Annotated in this window: 13 protein-coding genes and 1 tRNA gene; 11 read left to right on the forward strand and 3 right to left on the reverse strand. The window is 59.4% G+C overall.

Going from position 1 to position 18,416, the window contains the following annotated elements; translation table 11 throughout:
- Nucleotides 1-9 precede the first annotated feature (9 nt).
- Entirely contained in the window at nt 10-1,239 is a 1,230-nt protein-coding gene (locus tag ACVVH8_RS27095; protein WP_213026749.1) for a multifunctional CCA addition/repair protein, read from the forward strand.
- 82 nt (nt 1,240-1,321) lie between these two features.
- Here ACVVH8_RS27095 and folK read toward each other — a convergent pair whose 3' ends face one another.
- Nucleotides 1,322-1,840, reverse strand: coding sequence for a 2-amino-4-hydroxy-6-hydroxymethyldihydropteridine diphosphokinase (folK, locus tag ACVVH8_RS27100; RefSeq protein ID WP_213026750.1), 519 nt, complete (start codon nt 1,838-1,840; stop codon nt 1,322-1,324).
- Nucleotides 1,831-2,187, reverse strand: coding sequence for a dihydroneopterin aldolase (gene folB, locus ACVVH8_RS27105; RefSeq protein WP_475227222.1), 357 nt, complete (start codon nt 2,185-2,187; stop codon nt 1,831-1,833). The genes folK and folB overlap by 10 nt, the downstream gene beginning before the upstream one ends.
- A 74-nt stretch (nt 2,188-2,261) precedes the next feature.
- On the opposite strand from folB, the gene plsY reads away from it, so the two are divergent.
- Complete coding sequence (gene plsY, locus ACVVH8_RS27110) at nt 2,262-2,831, forward strand: glycerol-3-phosphate 1-O-acyltransferase PlsY (protein WP_103304415.1); 570 nt, start codon at nt 2,262-2,264, stop codon at nt 2,829-2,831.
- A gap of 23 nt (nt 2,832-2,854) precedes the next feature.
- On the opposite strand, the gene tsaD is transcribed toward plsY, so the two are convergent.
- Complete coding sequence (tsaD, locus tag ACVVH8_RS27115; protein ID WP_103304416.1) at nt 2,855-3,880, reverse strand: tRNA (adenosine(37)-N6)-threonylcarbamoyltransferase complex transferase subunit TsaD; 1,026 nt, start codon at nt 3,878-3,880, stop codon at nt 2,855-2,857.
- Between the two features lie 199 nt (nt 3,881-4,079).
- Here tsaD and rpsU point away from each other — a divergent pair, with 199 nt between their 5' ends.
- From rpsU to pqqF, 9 genes are all read left to right on the forward strand, one after another.
- A complete protein-coding gene (rpsU, locus tag ACVVH8_RS27120; RefSeq protein ID WP_002551877.1) occupies nt 4,080-4,295 on the forward strand; it encodes a 30S ribosomal protein S21 in 216 nt (71 codons plus the stop codon).
- A 485-nt stretch (nt 4,296-4,780) separates the two neighbouring features.
- Nucleotides 4,781-6,745, forward strand: a complete 1,965-nt coding sequence (gene dnaG, locus ACVVH8_RS27125; RefSeq protein WP_475227227.1) for a DNA primase — start codon at nt 4,781-4,783, stop codon at nt 6,743-6,745.
- A 67-nt stretch (nt 6,746-6,812) separates the two neighbouring features.
- On the forward strand, nt 6,813-8,660 hold the full coding sequence (gene rpoD, locus ACVVH8_RS27130; protein WP_103304418.1) for an RNA polymerase sigma factor RpoD: 1,848 nt from the start codon (nt 6,813-6,815) through the stop codon (nt 8,658-8,660).
- Between the two features lie 126 nt (nt 8,661-8,786).
- Nucleotides 8,787-12,533, forward strand: coding sequence for a bifunctional diguanylate cyclase/phosphodiesterase (locus ACVVH8_RS27135; protein WP_103304419.1), 3,747 nt, complete (start codon nt 8,787-8,789; stop codon nt 12,531-12,533).
- Nucleotides 12,534-12,548: 15 nt separating this feature from the next.
- Nucleotides 12,549-12,625 (forward strand) — tRNA-Ile (locus ACVVH8_RS27140).
- 131 nt (nt 12,626-12,756) lie between these two features.
- A complete protein-coding gene (locus tag ACVVH8_RS27145; RefSeq protein WP_475227229.1) occupies nt 12,757-13,218 on the forward strand; it encodes an Lrp/AsnC family transcriptional regulator in 462 nt (153 codons plus the stop codon).
- Between the two features lie 223 nt (nt 13,219-13,441).
- Nucleotides 13,442-15,124, forward strand: a complete 1,683-nt coding sequence (locus tag ACVVH8_RS27150; RefSeq protein ID WP_103304421.1) for a flavin monoamine oxidase family protein — start codon at nt 13,442-13,444, stop codon at nt 15,122-15,124.
- 12 nt (nt 15,125-15,136) lie between these two features.
- Nucleotides 15,137-15,931, forward strand: coding sequence for a carbon-nitrogen hydrolase family protein (locus tag ACVVH8_RS27155; RefSeq protein ID WP_315446204.1), 795 nt, complete (start codon nt 15,137-15,139; stop codon nt 15,929-15,931).
- A gap of 38 nt (nt 15,932-15,969) precedes the next feature.
- Nucleotides 15,970-18,387, forward strand: coding sequence for a pyrroloquinoline quinone biosynthesis protein PqqF (gene pqqF, locus ACVVH8_RS27160; protein WP_475227231.1), 2,418 nt, complete (start codon nt 15,970-15,972; stop codon nt 18,385-18,387).
- Nucleotides 18,388-18,416: the final 29 nt, after the last annotated feature.

Below are 18,416 nucleotides of genomic sequence, written 5' to 3' on the forward strand. Positions count from 1 at the left end.
AGGTTTTTTATGCAGATTTATAAGGTCGGCGGTGCAGTACGCGATCGCCTGCTGGGCAAACCGGTCACCGATATCGACTGGGTCGTTGTCGGCGCCAGCACCGAGGAAATGCTCGCGCAAGGCTATCGCCCGGTCGGCGCGGATTTCCCGGTGTTTCTTCACCCAAAAAGCGGCGAGGAATATGCCCTCGCCCGCACCGAACGCAAGAGCGGTCGTGGGTACGGCGGTTTCACCTTTCACGCCAGCCCCGAAGTAACGCTTGAAGAAGACCTGATCCGCCGCGACCTGACCATCAACGCCATGGCCGAGGACGATCAGCAGAACCTAACCGATCCGTATCACGGTCAGCGCGACCTTGAAGATCGAATTCTTCGCCACGTTTCCCCGGCGTTCGCCGAAGATCCCTTGCGTGTCTTGCGCGTTGCTCGCTTCGCCGCACGCTATGCCGAACTGGGCTTCACCGTCGCGCCCGAGACCCTGGAGCTGATGCGTCAGCTCAGCGAATCCGGCGAACTGCAAGCGCTGACTGCCGAACGTAGCTGGAAGGAAATCTCCCGGGCACTGATGGAAGATCAGCCGCAGGTATTCATTGAGGTTTTGCGTCAATGCGGAGCACTGAAAGTGCTGATGCCGGAAGTCGATGCCTTGTTTGGCGTGCCGCAACCGGAAATCCATCACCCGGAAATCGACAGCGGCATCCACACCCTGAGCGTGCTGGAGCAATCGGCGCTGCACAAACAACCACTGACCGTACGCTGGGCCTGCTTGCTGCACGACCTCGGCAAAGGGCTTACGCCAAAAGAAGAGTGGCCGCGACACATCGCCCACGAACACACGGGGTTGAAGCTGATCAAAGCGGTCAATGAGCGCTTCAAGGCACCGAAGGACTGTCAGGAATTGGCGCTACTGGTCGGCCAGTACCATACCCATGGACATCGCGCTCTGGAGTTGAAGGCTTCGACGCTGCTGGAGTTACTGCAGAGTTTTGATGTGTATCGCCGGCCGCAGCGCTTTGAGGAATTCATCATCGCTTGCGAGATGGATGCGCGCGGACGCAAGGGGCTGGAACAGCGCAGTTATCCACAGGCGGATTATCTGCGCGGCGCGGCCAATGAGGCGCGGGGCGTGGCGGTGCAGCCGTTGCTGGAGAAGGGATTTAAAGGCCCGGAGCTGGGCGAAGCGCTCAAGCGCGAACGGCTCAAGGCGTTGAAGGCTTACAAAGAGGCTTACACCTCCTGAAATGCTTCGCGAGCAGGCTCGCTCCCACATTGGAATAGGATCTCCTGTGGGAGCGAGCCTGCTCGCGAAAGCGTCCGTCAGATCAACGCAAATCCGAACGGGTCAGTTGTTCGCCGCGCCATTCAAAGGCGACCGGCGCCAACACCTGATCAATCTGCGCCTCGGCCCACAACGTTGCGAAGCTTTTTCCCACGCCCGGATGCACACATTCCGGCGCAATCAGCGACAGCGGCCACAGCACAAAAGCGTTTTTCAGGATTTCTGCCCGCGGCAGAACCAGACCGTCGAAGTTACCCACCAGATCGCCATACAGCAGCACGTCGATATCCAGCGGCAACCCCTTGCGCTCCGGCGCATAGCGCCCATTGTCCGCCTCGATGAACTTCAAGCGCCGATCCAGCTCCATCAACGGCAAATCGGTATACGCCGACACCACGAAGTTGAAGAATGGCCCGCTCTTGATGCCCACCGGTTGACTCTCGAACACGGCCGAACAGCGGATATCCACGAGGAAAGTCGCCAACGCGTCGAGCCCGGCGCGCAAATGGGTTTCGCGCTCGATATTGCTACCGAGCCCAAGATACACCTGAGTCAGCGACATCCGCGCTCGATCTCCACACCCACACCACCCTTGGCGGCCGGCACAGCGCCGGGCTTGGTCAGCTTCAGGCGGACCCAGGTAATCTTGAATTCCGTCATCAGCACTTCAACCAGGCGCTCGGCAAACGTCTCGACCAACAGGAATTGCGCCTGCTCGGCAAACGCCTGAATGCGTGTGGAAACGCTGGCGTAGTCGAGCGCCAGGGTGAGGTCGTCACCGGCGGCGGCCGGGCGATTGTCCCAAGCGAAGCTCAGATCAAGACGCAGGCACTGTCGGATGCCGCGCTCCCAGTCGTAGGCACCGATCACGGTGTCAACTTCCAGGCCCTCGATAAACACTCTGTCCAAGCACTTTTCTCCGCTGCACGACAAGGGCGCAATGCGCCGTTAGAATCAGGGCGTCCTCGCCCGGAATAGTTAGCATGTTTTGGTTACTGGCGATCCTCGCCTACCTGCTCGGCTCGCTGTCCTTCGCCATTTTGCTCAGCCGCCTGACCGGAAACCCGGATCCGCGAATGAGTGGCTCGGGTAATGCCGGCGCCACCAACATGCTGCGCCTGGCCGGTCGCAAACTCGCGATCCTGACCTTGCTGGGTGATCTGTGCAAAGGCTTGCTGCCGGTGCTGATCGCAGCGGCTGCGGGCCTTTCGTTGCAGGATCAGGCCTGGATCGGCGTGTGCGCCGTGATCGGTCACCTGTTCCCGCTGTACTTCCGTTTTCGTGGCGGCAAGGGCGTTGCCACTGCCGCCGGCATGCTGCTGGGCCTGTATCCGCCCGCCGCGCTGCTGGCCGTATGCGCCTGGCTGCTGACGTTCTATCTGACCCGCACCAGCTCGCTGGCGGCGCTGATCGCCACGCCGCTGACCCTGCCGTTGCTCGCTTGGCAGGAACCGGAAGCGTTGCTGCCGATGAGCGCACTCACACTGCTGATCGTCTGGCGCCACCGCGGCAATCTACGCGACCTGTTTGCCGGGCGCGAACGGCATTTTTAAATACCGTTCATGAACGCCGCTCATCACAACGCCGACAACTGCTCCATCGGCCAGCGCGCCTGCACGCTGATCGCCAGACTTTCCTGCTGACCGGCCTGCAAACGCTGGCAACCGGCAAACGCGATCATCGCGCCGTTGTCGGTGCAAAACTCGGGACGGGCGTAAAACACATCGCCTTTCATGTCACCAAGCATTTTCTCCAGCGAAATGCGCAACGCCTTGTTGGCACTGACGCCGCCAGCGATCACCAGACGCTTCATGCCCGCCTGTTTCAGGGCGCGCTTGCACTTGATTGTCAAAGTCTCCACCACGGCCTGCTGGAACGCCAGCGCGATGTCGCAACGGGCTTGCTCGCCGTCGTCCCCGACGCTGACGCATTGCTGCCAGGTGTTGAGGGCGAAGGTTTTCAAGCCGCTGAAGCTGAAATCCAGCCCCGGGCGATCACACATCGGACGCGGGAAGGTGAAACGTCCTGCGACGCCCTTCTCCGCCAACTTGGCGATTTCCGGTCCGCCCGGATAATTGAGGCCCATCATCTTTGCGGTCTTGTCGAACGCTTCGCCGGCGGCATCGTCGAGCGTCTCGCCAAGCAGGCTGTATTGACCGATACCATCGACCTGAACCAGCTGCGTATGACCTCCGGAGACCAACAAAGCGACGAACGGGAATTCAGGCGGTTTTGGCTCCAGCATCGGCGCGAGCAAATGGCCTTCCATGTGATGCACGCCCAACGCCGGAATGCCCCAGGCGAACGCCAACGCTTGAGCGCAGGAGGCGCCGACCAGCAGCGCGCCAACCAGGCCAGGACCCGCGGTATAAGCGATCGCATCGATCTCGGTCGGCACACAGTCAGCCTCGGCCAACACCTGACGAATCAAGGGCAGCATGCGCTTGACGTGGTCACGCGAGGCCAGCTCAGGCACCACACCGCCATACACGCGATGCAGGTCGATCTGGCTGAACAATGCATCGGCCAGCAGACCGCGTTCACTGTCATATAATGCGACGCCGGTTTCGTCGCAGGAGGTTTCTAATCCCAGTACTAGCATGGGTTTGCGCCTTGTTTAGGCTGAATTCGAAGGCGCGCATAATAGTCGCCGCGTGATGCCCCGACCAGCGGTTTTCGATCAGAGGCTTTGCATTCCGAGCGATGAGGGGTTAACATCCGCAACCCTTAAAAACCGACGTCTTCAAGTGCTCTTTTGCCGCGAGGATGTTGACCCCGGTAATGAATGAAGGTAGCTCTGGATGCCAGCCGTCAAAGTTAAAGAGAACGAACCCTTCGACGTAGCTCTGCGTCGTTTCAAGCGCTCCTGCGAAAAAGCCGGTGTACTGGCTGAAGTTCGTAGCCGCGAATTTTACGAGAAGCCAACTTCTGAGCGTAAGCGCAAAGCAGCAGCCGCTGTTAAGCGTCACGCCAAGAAAGTTCAGCGCGAACAGCGCCGCGCCGTTCGTCTGTACTAATACACAGACGTTCGTAGCAAGCTTCTTGCCTAAGCCCGGCCCTCAGCCGGGCTAATGGCATTTGCGTAAAACGCTTGATGCTTCACCGTCGAAGCCGCACACGCGACCGAGACAAACCTGCTTCACGCGTCAGACCTGGCTCTTTTGCCAGCGGTGCACGTCTTTTCTGACGAGCCTTTCAAGGCTACTGACGAGCACACCCACTGATTCCTCTTACGACGATCAGCCCAAGGCACCTGCATGCGTGCCCGCTTTATTGAGCTATCCGAGGCCCTTTATCGGCCGTCAGCGGATTCAGCGAAACACTTTCAAATAGTCGAAGACTGATCGGTACTAACGTCAGTGGATTTTCGGCAGATACACTTCCCGACAGCGATAACGCAGACGACACCGGTCGAGCCGCATATTTTGCGTGCCTACAGTAACGACCCGCGTCCGACAGCCTTTCGTATCGGACCCATTACAGCGCAGACGACGAGAACGCCATGGCCGGGCTGATTCCCCAGAGCTTCATTGACGACCTGCTGAACCGCACCGACATCGTCGATGTGGTCAGCTCGCGCGTGCAACTGAAGAAGGCCGGCAAGAACTACACCGCCTGTTGCCCGTTTCACAAAGAAAAAACCCCGTCTTTCAGCGTCAGCCCCGACAAACAGTTCTACTACTGTTTCGGCTGCGGCGCTGGCGGCAACGCCCTCGGCTTCCTCATGGATCACGACAATCTGGATTTCCCCCAGGCAGTCGAGGATCTGGCGAAAGCCGCTGGCATGGAAATTCCCCGCGAAGAAAGCGGCCGTCCGCACAAACCGCGCCAGCCGACCGATTCGCCGCTGTACCCACTGCTGACCGCCGCTGCCGACTTTTATCGGCAGGCACTCAAGAGCCATCCAGCTCGCAAAGCCGCCGTGGATTACCTCAAGGGCCGTGGCCTGACTGGCGAGATCGCCCGGGATTTCGGCCTCGGCTTTGCTCCGCCAGGCTGGGATAACCTGTTCAAACACTTGAGCAGCGACACGCTTCAGCAAAAAGCCATGATCGATGCCGGCCTGCTGATCGAAAACGCCGAAACCGGCAAACGCTATGACCGCTTCCGCGATCGCGTGATGTTCCCGATCCGCGATACCCGGGGGCGCATCATCGCTTTTGGCGGTCGCGTCCTCGGCGACGACAAGCCGAAATACCTGAACTCACCGGAAACCCCGGTATTCCATAAAGGCCAGGAACTCTACGGCCTTTATGAAGCGCGCAAGAACAACCGCAACCTCGATGAAATCATCGTCGTCGAAGGTTATATGGACGTCATCGCCCTCGCCCAGCAAGGCCTGAAGAATGCCGTCGCAACACTGGGCACCGCGACCAGCGAAGAACATATGAAGCGCCTGTTCCGAGTCGTACCGAACGTATTGTTCTGCTTCGACGGCGACCAGGCTGGCCGCAATGCTGCGTGGCGCGCACTGGAAGCGACACTTCCGTGCCTGCAGGACGGACGCCGTGCGCGCTTCCTGTTTCTGCCCGAAGGCGAAGACCCGGATACCCTGGTGCGCGCCGAAGGCACTGACGCGTTCAAGGCGCGGATCAATCAGCACGCCCAGCCATTGGCAGATTACTTTTTCCAGCAACTGACGGAAGAAGCCGACCCGCGCTCGCTCGAAGGCAAGGCCCATATGGCCACCCTCGCGGCACCATTGATTGACAAAGTGCCGGGCGCCAACCTGCGCATCCTGATGCGCCAGCGCCTGACCGAAATCACCGGCCTGAGCAGCGAAACCGTCAGTCAGTTGACCCAAAGTGCGCCGCAGGAAGCGCCGCCCGCTTACGATCCGGGCATCGATTACGACGCAATGCCGGATTACAGCGACTACCATCAGCCGCAGGCACAGGACATGTATGTGCCGCAGCAGGAATGGACGCCGAAGAAACCCGGCGCCGGCGGCAAGAAATGGGACAAGAAACCCTGGGACAAGAATGGCAAGCGTGGCGGCGATCGGGACCAGCAGCGCCCGCGCACGCCGATTGGCGTCGAATCGCCGACCCTGACCGCCCTGCGCACACTGCTTCATCACCCGCAACTGGCCGAGCGCGTCGAAGATGCCGGGCACATTGCGGACGAAAATCAGACCAACGCCCAGTTGCTTGTGGCGTTGCTCGAAGCCGTACAGAAGAATCCCAAGCTAAACTCATTTCAGTTGATCGCGCGATGGCACGGCACTGAACAGGGTCGATTGCTCAAGGCACTGGCAGAAAAGGAATGGCTGATTGACGGAGATAACCTTGAACAACAGTTTTTCGACACCATTACTAGCTTGTCAGCCCGCCAACGCGAGCGAAATCTGGAACAACTACTCAGGAAAGCGCGTCAAAGCGAACTGAGCCTGGAAGAGAAAAATCAACTGCGCGACCTTTTAAGTCGCAATGTTTCCGCATCAAACCCGACCTCAACTGGCGCGTGAGGTCATAGCTCAGGTATAATCCTCGGCTTGTTTTTTGCCCGCCAAGACCTTCAGTGGATAGGGTGTTATGTCCGGAAAAGCGCAACAGCAGTCTCGTATTATTGAGTTGATCAAACTGGGTCGTGAGCAGAAGTATCTGACTTACGCCGAGGTCAACGACCACCTGCCCGAGGATATTTCAGATCCGGAGCAGGTGGAAGACATCATCCGCATGATTAACGACATGGGGATCCCCGTACACGAGAGTGCTCCGGATGCGGACGCCCTTATGTTGGCCGACGCCGATACCGACGAGGCCGCTGCGGAAGAAGCAGCCGCCGCGTTGGCAGCGGTGGAGACCGATATCGGTCGCACTACTGACCCGGTGCGCATGTACATGCGTGAAATGGGTACGGTCGAGCTTCTGACTCGTGAAGGCGAAATTGAAATCGCCAAGCGTATCGAGGAAGGCATCCGTGAAGTGATGAGCGCAATCGCGCACTTCCCTGGCACGGTTGACCATATTCTCTCCGAGTACACTCGCGTCACCACCGAAGGTGGTCGCCTGTCCGACGTCCTGAGCGGTTATATCGACCCGGACGACGGCATTGCGCCGCCTGCAGCGGAAGTGCCGCCGCCGATCGACGCGAAAGCGGCGAAGGCCGACGACGATACCGACGACGATGAAGCCGAATCTTCCGATGACGAAGAAGAAGCCGAAAGCGGTCCGGATCCGGTTATCGCTGCCCAGCGTTTCGGCGCTGTGTCCGATCAGATGGAAATCACTCGCAAGGCCCTGAAAAAGCACGGTCGTCACAACAAGGCAGCGATTGCCGAGTTGCTGGCCCTGGCCGAGCTGTTCATGCCGATCAAACTGGTGCCGAAGCAATTCGAAGCCCTGGTCGAGCGTGTTCGCAGCGCCCTGGATCGTCTGCGTCAGCAAGAGCGCGCGATCATGCAACTGTGCGTACGTGATGCACGTATGCCACGCGCCGATTTCCTGCGTCAGTTCCCGGGTAACGAAGTCGACGAAAGCTGGTCCGACGCCCTGGCCAAAGGCAAGAGCAAGTACGCCGAGGCCATCGGTCGTGTTCAGCCGGACATCATTCGTTGCCAGCAGAAACTGACTGCGCTGGAGACCGAGACCGGTCTGACCATCGCAGAAATCAAGGACATCAACCGTCGCATGTCGATCGGTGAGGCCAAAGCCCGCCGCGCGAAGAAAGAGATGGTTGAAGCCAACTTGCGTCTGGTGATCTCGATCGCCAAGAAATACACCAACCGCGGCCTGCAGTTCCTCGATCTGATCCAGGAAGGCAACATCGGCCTGATGAAAGCGGTGGACAAGTTCGAATACCGTCGTGGTTACAAGTTCTCGACCTATGCCACCTGGTGGATCCGTCAGGCGATCACTCGCTCGATCGCCGACCAGGCCCGCACCATCCGTATTCCGGTGCACATGATCGAGACGATCAACAAGCTCAACCGCATTTCCCGGCAGATGTTGCAGGAAATGGGTCGCGAACCGACCCCGGAAGAGCTGGGCGAACGCATGGAAATGCCTGAGGACAAGATCCGCAAGGTATTGAAGATCGCTAAAGAGCCGATCTCCATGGAAACCCCGATCGGTGATGACGAAGACTCCCATCTGGGTGACTTCATCGAAGACTCGACCATGCAGTCGCCAATCGATGTCGCCACTGTTGAGAGCCTGAAAGAAGCGACTCGCGAAGTGCTGTCCGGCCTTACTGCCCGTGAAGCCAAAGTACTGCGCATGCGTTTCGGTATCGACATGAACACCGACCATACGCTCGAAGAAGTGGGCAAACAGTTTGACGTAACGCGTGAGCGGATCCGTCAGATCGAAGCCAAGGCGCTGCGCAAGCTGCGCCACCCGACGCGAAGCGAGCATCTGCGCTCCTTCCTCGACGAGTGATACCAGAACCCCCGGCCCAGGCCGGGGGTTTTGTTTATATGGCAGATTAAATTCCTCGCAACGCCCCTCCCCCGCATACCCCGTCTACACTCGAAACAATCATCCCCGAGCCATAACGAGAGCGTTATGCCCAGATTGGCGTCCGTGCTTTTTTTGCTGTCACTGATGATCTGGACCGCAACGGCTGACGCGCTGACTCTGACCGATGAAGAACGTAGCTGGCTGGCGGCTCATCCGGACTTGCGCCTGGGTGTAGATGCGTCGTGGCCGCCCTTCGAGTTTCGCGATGACCAGGCGCGTTATCAGGGGCTCGCGGCGGACTATATCGATGTGATTCGCCAACGCCTGGCGATCAAGCTCACCCCCATCGAGCCGGTGAGCTGGACGGTGGTGCTGGAACAGGTAAAAGCAGGCAAGATCGACCTGCTGCCGGGCATCATGTCCACTCCGGAACGCCAGACCTACCTGTCATTCACCCGTCCCTATCTCGACTTCCCGATCGTCATTCTGGCCCACGTCGGTGGCGCCCAACCGCGCAAACTCGAAGATCTGTACGGTTTGAAGATCGCCGTGGTGGAAAACTATGCACCCCACGAGTTGCTGCGCACCCATCACCCGGATCTGAACCTGGTGGCCATGCCTAACGTCAGTTCGGCGTTACAGGCATTGGCAACCGATGAAGTGGATGCCGTGGTGGGCGACCTTGCTTCCAGTGTCTGGAGTCTGCGCCAACTGAAACTCGACGGCTTGTATGTCAGCGGCGAAACCCCGTATCGCTACCAACTGGCAATGGGCGTGCCCCGGGACAACAAAGTGCTGGCGGGGATTCTGGACAAAGTCCTCGCCGACATGACCCCGGAAGAAATCAGCAGCATTCAAGAACATTGGGTGGGCAACGTTCTCGATCATCGGACATTCTGGTCTGATCTGCTGATTTACGGCCTGCCCGGCCTGTTGCTGCTGGTGATCATTCTGGCAGTGGTCATCCGCATCAACCGGCGCTTGAGTTCGGAAATTGCTCGACGTATCGACCTCGAACAGGAACTGCGCAGCAGCGAATATCACTATCGCGGTCTGGTAGAGAGCCTGTCGGCCATTGCCTGGGAAGCGCGGATGAGCGACTTCACCTACAGCTATGTCTCTCCGCATGCCGAAGATCTGCTCGGCTACCCACTGTCGCATTGGCTGATTCCGGGGTTCTGGCGCAACATCATCCATCCCGCCGACCTGACCCGCGCCCAAAGCTTCTGTGATCACGAAGTGTTGGCCGGACGCGATCACAGCCTCGATTACCGGGTGATCACCGCCGATGGTCGCTGCTTGTGGGTACGCGACATCGTCAGCCTGATCGAGCACGGCCATGAACCGGTGATGCGCGGGTTGATGATCGACATCAGCGAAACCAAGCGCACCGAAGAAGCGTTGCGGCTATCGGAGCAGAAATTCGCCTCGGTCTTTCAGCAATGCCCGGACATTCTGGTGATCGCGCGGCTATCCGACGGCTGCCTGCTGGAGGTCAACGAAGCCTTTGAGGAACAGATCGGACTGAAAGCAGAAGAGGTCATCGGTCAGACAGCCACCGAGCTGAACATCTGGGGCATTCCCGGCGTGGGCCCGGGCCTCTTGCAGCGTTTGCAGGCCGGCAGCATCCGCAACCTGGAGATGCCCTTTCGCCGCAACAACGGTCAGGTGTTTACCGGCCTGATCTCCGCCGAACCCTTCGACCTCGACACCACGCCAGCCTTGGTGGTGGTGGTGCGTGACATCACTCAGCTCAAGGAAACCCAACAGCAACTGCAAACCTCGGAAGAGAAGTTTGCCAAGGCCTTTCATGCCTCGCCGGACGGCTTGCTGCTATCGCGCCAGAGTGACGGTTTGCTGCTGGAGGTCAACGAAGGTTTCAGCCGCATCACCGGTTTCAACAGCGCCATGTCGGTCGACCGCTCGGCGCTGGACCTGGGGATCTGGGTCAACCTCAACGAACGCAAACAGATGCTCGACCTGCTGCACCGTGACGGCTTCGTTCGCGATTTCAGCTGCCATATTCGCCGTAGCGACGGGCAGATCCGCCTCTGCGAAGTATCCGCCCGGCCGCTACCGATCGGCGAAGAAGACTGCATGCTGACCATCGCCCGCGACATCACCGAACGTCATCTGATGCAGGAAAAGCTGCAACAGGCCGCCACGGTATTCGAGAGCACTGCCGAAGGCGTATTGATCACCGATACCCAGCAGCACATCAGCGCCGTCAACCGTGCTTTCACCGAGATCACCGGCTACACGGAAAGCGAAGCCCTCGGCCACACCCCACGCCTGCTCGCCTCGGGCCTGCACGACAGCGCGTTTTATGCGGCGATGTGGCACCAATTGACCGACGAAGGTCACTGGCAAGGCGAGATATCCAACCGACGCAAGAACGGCGAGCTGTATCCGAGTTGGCTGACCATCAGCGCCGTGCGCAACCGCGACAAGTTCATCACACACTTTGTCGCCGTATTTGCCGACATCTCCAGCCTCAAGCACGCCCAGGCGAAACTCGATTATCAGGCTCACCATGACCCGCTCACGGGCCTGCCGAACCGGACGCTGTTCGAAAGCCGCCTGTTGATGGCGCTGAACAGTCAGCAGGAAAACGGTGGCCAGGGCGCTGTGCTGTTCCTCGACCTCGACCGCTTCAAACACATCAACGACAGCCTTGGCCATCCGGTCGGCGACCTACTGCTCAAAGGCATCGCGGTGCGCCTGAAAGAACAACTGCGCGACATCGACACCGTCGCTCGCCTGGGCGGTGATGAGTTCATCATCCTGTTGCCCGGCCTGCAGCAGGCCAGCGACGCCGATAACATCGCGCTGAAACTGCTCAATTGTTTCGGGGCCCCCTTCCAGGCCGGCGAGCACGAGTTTTTCATCAGTGCCAGCATCGGCACCAGCCTGTACCCACGCGACGGCTGCGACGTGGCCACGTTGGTGAAAAACGCCGACGCGGCGATGTATCGCTCCAAAGCCAAAGGCCGCAACCGGGTCGAGAGCTACACTCGCGACCTCACCGCGCAAGCCATCGAACGCGTGGCACTGGAGCACGAACTGCGTCGAGCCATCGAACGCGATGAATTGTTCCTCTACTACCAACCGAAAATCAGCCTCGACGATCACCGCCTGGTCGGCGCCGAAGCGCTGATCCGCTGGCGGCATCCGACTTTTGGCGAAGTGCCGCCAGAGCACTTCATTCCACTGGCCGAAGAGAACGGCATGATCCTGCAGATCGGTGATTGGGTGCTGGAGACCGCGTGCCGACAAATGTTCGAGTGGGGCCAGATCTACGACAGCCTTGGGCCGCTGTCCGTCAACCTCGCAGGTGCCCAACTGCGTCAACCGAACCTGCTCGGACGCATCGAGCAACTGCTCAAGGAAAACCGCTTGAGGCCCGATTTACTGCAACTGGAAATTACCGAGAATTTCATCATGAGTCAGGCCGAAGAGGCGCTGGCGGTGCTGCACCAACTCAAGCACCTCGGTGTACAACTGGCAATCGACGACTTCGGCACAGGTTACTCCTCACTCAGTTACCTCAAGCGCCTGCCGCTGGACATCCTCAAAATCGACCAGTCATTCGTCCGCGGACTGCCGGACGATCCCCACGACGCGGCGATTGTCCGCGCCATCATTGCACTGGGCCGGAGCATGCAATTCACCGTGATCGCCGAGGGTGTGGAAACCCGGGCGCAACAACAATTCCTCGCCGCCGAAGGCTGCGAACAGATCCAGGGCTACATCGTCAGCCTGCCGTTACCGCCGGAAGAATTCGCCGCAACATTTCTTCGTGTAACCGTATCGGATTATTCGGATAGCACAGCCGAGAAACCGTCGCTATAATCCGCGGCCTACTGAGGGCCTATAGCTCAGTTGGTTAGAGCAGAGGACTCATAATCCTTTGGTCCACGGTTCAAGTCCGTGTGGGCCCACCAAATTGAAAGCCGCGCATTGCGCGGCTTTTTCGTTTCTGCGTTTAGCCCCGACCAATAAGGGGCTTCCATATTTTGCGGGTTGAAGCTGTAACATGCTCGCCCAAAGATCCGCGTCCCATGGAGCCGCTCCCTTGCCAGACACTCGCCCGCCCGTACTTGATGAAATCGACCGTCAGTTGATCGCTGCCCTGCAGATCAACGCCCGCGAGAGCGTGGCCATGCTCGCTCGGCAGTTGGGCATTGCGCGCACCACCGTGACTTCGCGGTTGGCGCGACTGGAAAAGGCCAAAGTCATCACCGGTTATGGCGTTCGCCTCGGTCAGCGTTTGGTCGATGGCGGGTTGCAGGCTTATGTCGGGATCAAGGTGCAGCCGCGTTCCGGCAAGGAAGTGCTGCGTCGCTTGAGTGCGATGGCGCAGGTGCAGCAGTTGTGTGCGGTGAGTGGCGAATTTGATTATGTGGCGTGGTTGCGCACGGACTCGCCGGAGCAACTGGATCAGTTGCTGGATCAGATCGGGAGTGTGGATGGGGTGGAGAAGACGACGACTTCAATCATTCTGAGCAGCAAGATTGATCGGGGGCAGCCGGTTTGAATATTTTCACCGAGATTTCTCGGTTGAATTTCAGGGCTTCATCGCGGGCAAGCCCGTTCCCACAATGATCGAAGTGAAGTCGAATATCGTCACTCTGTTCAATTAATTATCAAAACGACGACACTTTGCGTCTTATTAACGTGTTCTACGCTCCCTAAAATGGCTGGCATCTTTTCCTATACTCAGACGCGCATCCCGCGTCGGGTCGCCAGCAAGGTCAGCCATGAACAAGAACAATCGCCATCCTGCAGACGGTAAGAAACCAGTCACCATTTTCGGCCCGGACTTTCCGTTCGCTTTCGACGACTGGATCGAACACCCGGCTGGCCTCGGCAGCATTCCTGAACACAATCACGGCGCTGAAGTGGCGATTGTCGGCGCGGGCGTTGCCGGTCTGGTGGCCGCTTACGAGTTGATGAAGCTTGGCCTGAAGCCGGTGGTTTACGAGGCTTCCAAGCTGGGTGGCCGTCTGCGTTCGCAAGCGTTCAATGGCACTGATGGCATCGTCGCCGAACTCGGTGGCATGCGTTTCCCGGTGTCTTCCACGGCGTTTTATCACTACGTCGACAAGCTCGGGCTGGAAACCAAACCTTTCCCGAACCCACTGACACCGGCCTCCGGCAGCACCGTGATCGATCTGGAAGGCAAAACCCATTACGCACAGAAACTGGCCGACCTTCCTGCACTGTTCCAGGAAGTGGCTGACGCCTGGGCGGATGCCTTGGAAGCAGGTTCGCAGTTCTCCGATATCCAGCAAGCCATCCGCGACCGCGATGTACCGCGCCTTAAAGAGTTGTGGAACACCTTGGTGCCACTGTGGGACGACCGCACGTTCTACGATTTCGTCGCCACCTCCGAAGCCTTTGCCAAGCTGTCGTTCCATCACCGCGAAGTGTTCGGTCAGGTCGGTTTTGGTACCGGCGGCTGGGACTCGGATTTCCCCAACTCGATGCTGGAAATCTTCCGTGTGGTGATGACCAACTGCGACGATCACCAGCACCTGGTGGTCGGCGGCGTCGAGCAAGTGCCACAAGGCATCTGGCGCCATGCACCGGAACGCTGCGTGCATTGGCCGCAAGGCACCAGCCTGAAGTCTCTGCACCGTGGCGCGCCGCGTTCCGGCGTGAAGAAAATCGCTCACGCACCGGATGGCCGTTTCGCCGTCACCGACAACAACGGCGACACCCGCGAATACGCCGCCGTGCTGACCACGTGCCAGAGCTGGCTGCTGACCACCCAGATCGAATGCGACGAAACTCTGTTCTCGCAGAAGATGTGGATGGCGCTCGATCGCACCCGCTATATGCAGTCATCGAAGACTTTCGTGATGGTCGACCGGCCGTTCTGGAAGGACAAGGATCCGGAAACCGGCCGCGACCTCATGAGCATGACCCTCACCGACCGCCTGACTCGTGGCACTTATCTGTTCGACAACGGCGACGACAAGCCGGGCGTGATCTGCCTGTCGTACTCGTGGATGAGCGACGCGTTGAAGATGCTGCCGCACCCGGTGGAAAAACGCGTTGAACTGGCGCTGAATGCGTTGAAGAAGATTTACCCGAAAGTCGACATCGCCGCGCGGATCATCGGCGATCCGATCACCGTGTCGTGGGAAGCCGATCCGTACTTCCTCGGCGCGTTCAAGGGCGCCCTGCCTGGTCACTATCGCTATAACCAGCGCATGTACGCGCACTTCATGCAGGACGACATGCCGGCCGAGCAGCGCGGGATTTTCATCGCCGGCGACGACGTGTCGTGGACCCCGGCGTGGGTCGAAGGCGCGGTGCAGACTTCGCTCAACGCGGTGTGGGGGATCATGAAACATTTCGGCGGTTCTACACATAAAGAGAACCCGGGCCCGGGTGATGTGTTCAAAGACATCGGCCCTATCGCCCTGCCCGAGTAAGAGGAATCCCTGATGCGTGTAGCCCTTTACCAATGTCCGCCGCTGCCACTGGACCCCGCCGCCAACCTGCAACGCCTGCATCAACTGGCGATGGAGGCCAAGGGCGCCGACCTCTTGGTGCTGCCGGAGATGTTCATGACCGGCTACAACATTGGCGCCGAAGCGGTCAGCACATTGGCCGAGGTCTACAACGGTGAATGGGCGCAGCAAATTGGCCGGATCGCCAAGGCTGCCGGCCTGGCGATTCTTTACGGCTATCCCGAGCGCACTGCCGACGGACAGATTTACAACGCCGTGCAGTTGATCGACGCGAACGGCGAGCGCCTGTGCAATTACCGCAAGACGCATCTGTTCGGTGATCTTGATCGTTCGATGTTCAGCCCCGGCGAAGGCGAGTTTCCGGTGGTTGAACTGAACGGCTGGAAGCTCGGTTTCCTGATTTGCTACGACCTGGAGTTCCCGGAAAATGCCCGTCGTCTCGCCCTCGATGGCGCCGAGCTGATTCTGGTGCCAACGGCGAACATGATTCCGTTCGACTTTATCGCCGATGTATCGGTACGCGCCCGCGCCTTCGAAAACCAGTGCTACGTGGCCTATGCGAACTACTGTGGCCATGAAGGCGACATCCACTATTGCGGGCAAAGCAGCATCGCCGCACCGGACGGCAGCCGTATCGCTCAGGCCGGTCTCGATGAAGCCCTGATCGTCGGTGAGCTGGATCGCCAGTTGATGGTCGACTCCCGCGCCGCCAATCGCTACCTCAGTGACCGTCGCCCTGAGCTATACGGCGCGCTGAACAAGCGCTAATCCGCTAGCATTGGCACTTCACTGTTCTGGAAGTGCCCATGCCTGCGCCGACTCACCCCCGCCCCCACACTGAAACCCTGGCCAATGGCTTGCGCGTGACCCTGCGTCACGTGCCTGGCCTGAAGCGCAGCGCCGCCGCGTTGCGCGTGGCTGCCGGTAGCCACGACGTGCCGCTGGCGTGGCCGGGGCTGGCGCATTTTCTTGAGCACTTGTTGTTTCTTGGCACCGACCTTTTTCCTGCAAGTGAAGGGTTGATGGCCTACGTGCAAAGTCATGGTGGTCAGGTAAATGCCAGCACTCGCGAGCGCACGACTGACTTTTTCTTTGAGTTGCCAACCCACTTGTTCAGCGGCGGGCTGGAGCGTCTGTCAGACATGCTCGCCCATCCGCGTATGAATCCGGACGATCAATTGCGCGAACGCGAAGTGCTGGACGCGGAGTTTGTCGCTTGGTCGCAGGATCCTGCGGCGCAGCAGGCGTTTGCGTTGTATGAAGGTTTACCTGCGAACCATCCGTTACGCGGTTTTCATGCGGGGAACCGCGACACACTGCAAGTCGAGCAGCCAGCGTTTCAGCAAGCACTGCAAGACTTCCATCAGCAGTTTTATCGCACCGGGCAAATGACCTTGAGCCTGGTCGGCCCGCAGAGCATTGAGGTATTGCGCGCTCTGGCGGAGCAATTCGCGGCGACGCTGCCGGTTGGGGATAACGTTGCCCAGGCAGCGACGGTGCCGCTGGCGGTGAAAAGTTATCAACAGGCCGGAGAGCGGCGTTGTCATCTGCTGTTTGCCTTCGACTCGTTGCCTGTCTTGTCCGCCGAAGCCTTGGGGTTTCTTTGCCATTGGTTGAACAACGCCAAACCTGGCGGCTTGCTCGCACATCTGCAGCAACAAAACCTCGCAGATGACTTAAAAGCCGCACCGCTGTATCACTTTGCCGGACAAGCATTGCTGCACTTGCAATTCACTGCCCCCCGCGAAGCCATGAGCGCCATTCGCGAACAACTGCTGGATTGGCTTAGCTTCTTTGCTAAGCAGCAGGACTGGACAGCGCTGCGCGAGGAATACGCCAATCTGCTTGCTCGTCAGCAACAGATCAGCACCGCTCTGCAACTGGCGCGCCTCGACAGTGAACAGCTTGACGGCGAACTGTCCGAAAACGCTGTCGTTGCACTCAAACAGCTACTGCGCGAAATCGGCGTTGTGGATAACTTCAGCAGCCACTGGCATCTGCCGGCAGCCAACCCTTTCCTGCGCTCCAGCGAACCGCTGGCGAACGCCGGTTTGATTCGCGGCCAGACCAGCGCCCACCGTGGCTTGCGCACGTTCGCCCAGGATCGTTCGCGCGGCCGGCGTGAGCGTTCACCGATGCAGTTCAGCCAGGCGCTGCCGGACACCAGTGATCAGGGCGCGATTTATCTGCGCTGGCAACTGCAAGCCGCCGCCAGTGCCGATCTGCAAGGCAAGCTACAACGCAGCCTGCGGGAAACCCAGGAAGACGCGCGTCAGGCCGGGGTCGAGTTGTCCTTCAGTGCCACCGGCACTCAATGGCTGCTGAAACTGACCGGCCTGCAAGAGCCGATGCCCGGTGTCCTGGAGCATGCGCTGAAAGTTCTGACACAGGTTGATGCCGATTCTCCGAGCGCAGCGCCAGAAGCGCCGTTGATAGCGATCCGCCAATTGCTCAAGGAGTTGCCGCAACGTTACCTGCCAGCGGTCGCCGAGTCGGGCGACGCCAACCACCTGTGGACAACTTCGCGCTGGGACGGGCTGGCGCTGGGCCTCAGCGCACAGACTCAATCGGCGATGGGGCTGGCCCTGAGCCGCATCCCCGGCACACCGGACAATCAGCTGCCGGCAACACCTGCGATCAATGCTCAACACCTGTGGAGCCACATCGAAACAGGCTCCAGTGAACACGCCCTGCTGCTGTTCTGTCCGACAGCCAGTCGCGAAATTGCCGACGAAGCGGCGTGGCGCCTGCTCGCACAGCTGTGCCAGACGCCGTTCTATCAGTGCCTGCGGGTCGAATTGCAGTTGGGTTATGCGGTATTCAGCGCCCTGCGGCAGATTCACGGCCAAAGCGGATTGCTGTTTGGCGTGCAGTCGCCGAACACTGCACCGGCTCAGTTGCTCGGTCATATCCAGCAGTTCCTCGACAGTGTTCCTGGGCTGATCGAAAACCTCGATGACCACGGTTTCAACCAACTACGTCAGTCACTCGCGGAGCAATTCGACGAGAGCAATCTGACCGGCAAAGACGCCGCCGAACTGCTCTGGCAGGCAAAACTTGCCGGCCACTCGTCGGATTACCTGGCCCAATTGATCGCCGCGATCGGCCAACTGGATCGCCGGGCATTGCTGGCAGCCGCGCAACGATTAAATCGCGCCGAAGGCGGCTGGCTCTGCCTCGCCAGCGACTCGATGCCGGGCGCACCCTGGCAAGCAGCAAAATGATCGTTACCAACGCTGCAAGGAGCTTTCTC

The sequence above is a fragment of the Pseudomonas trutticola BRTCR10 genome (assembly GCF_056155105.1).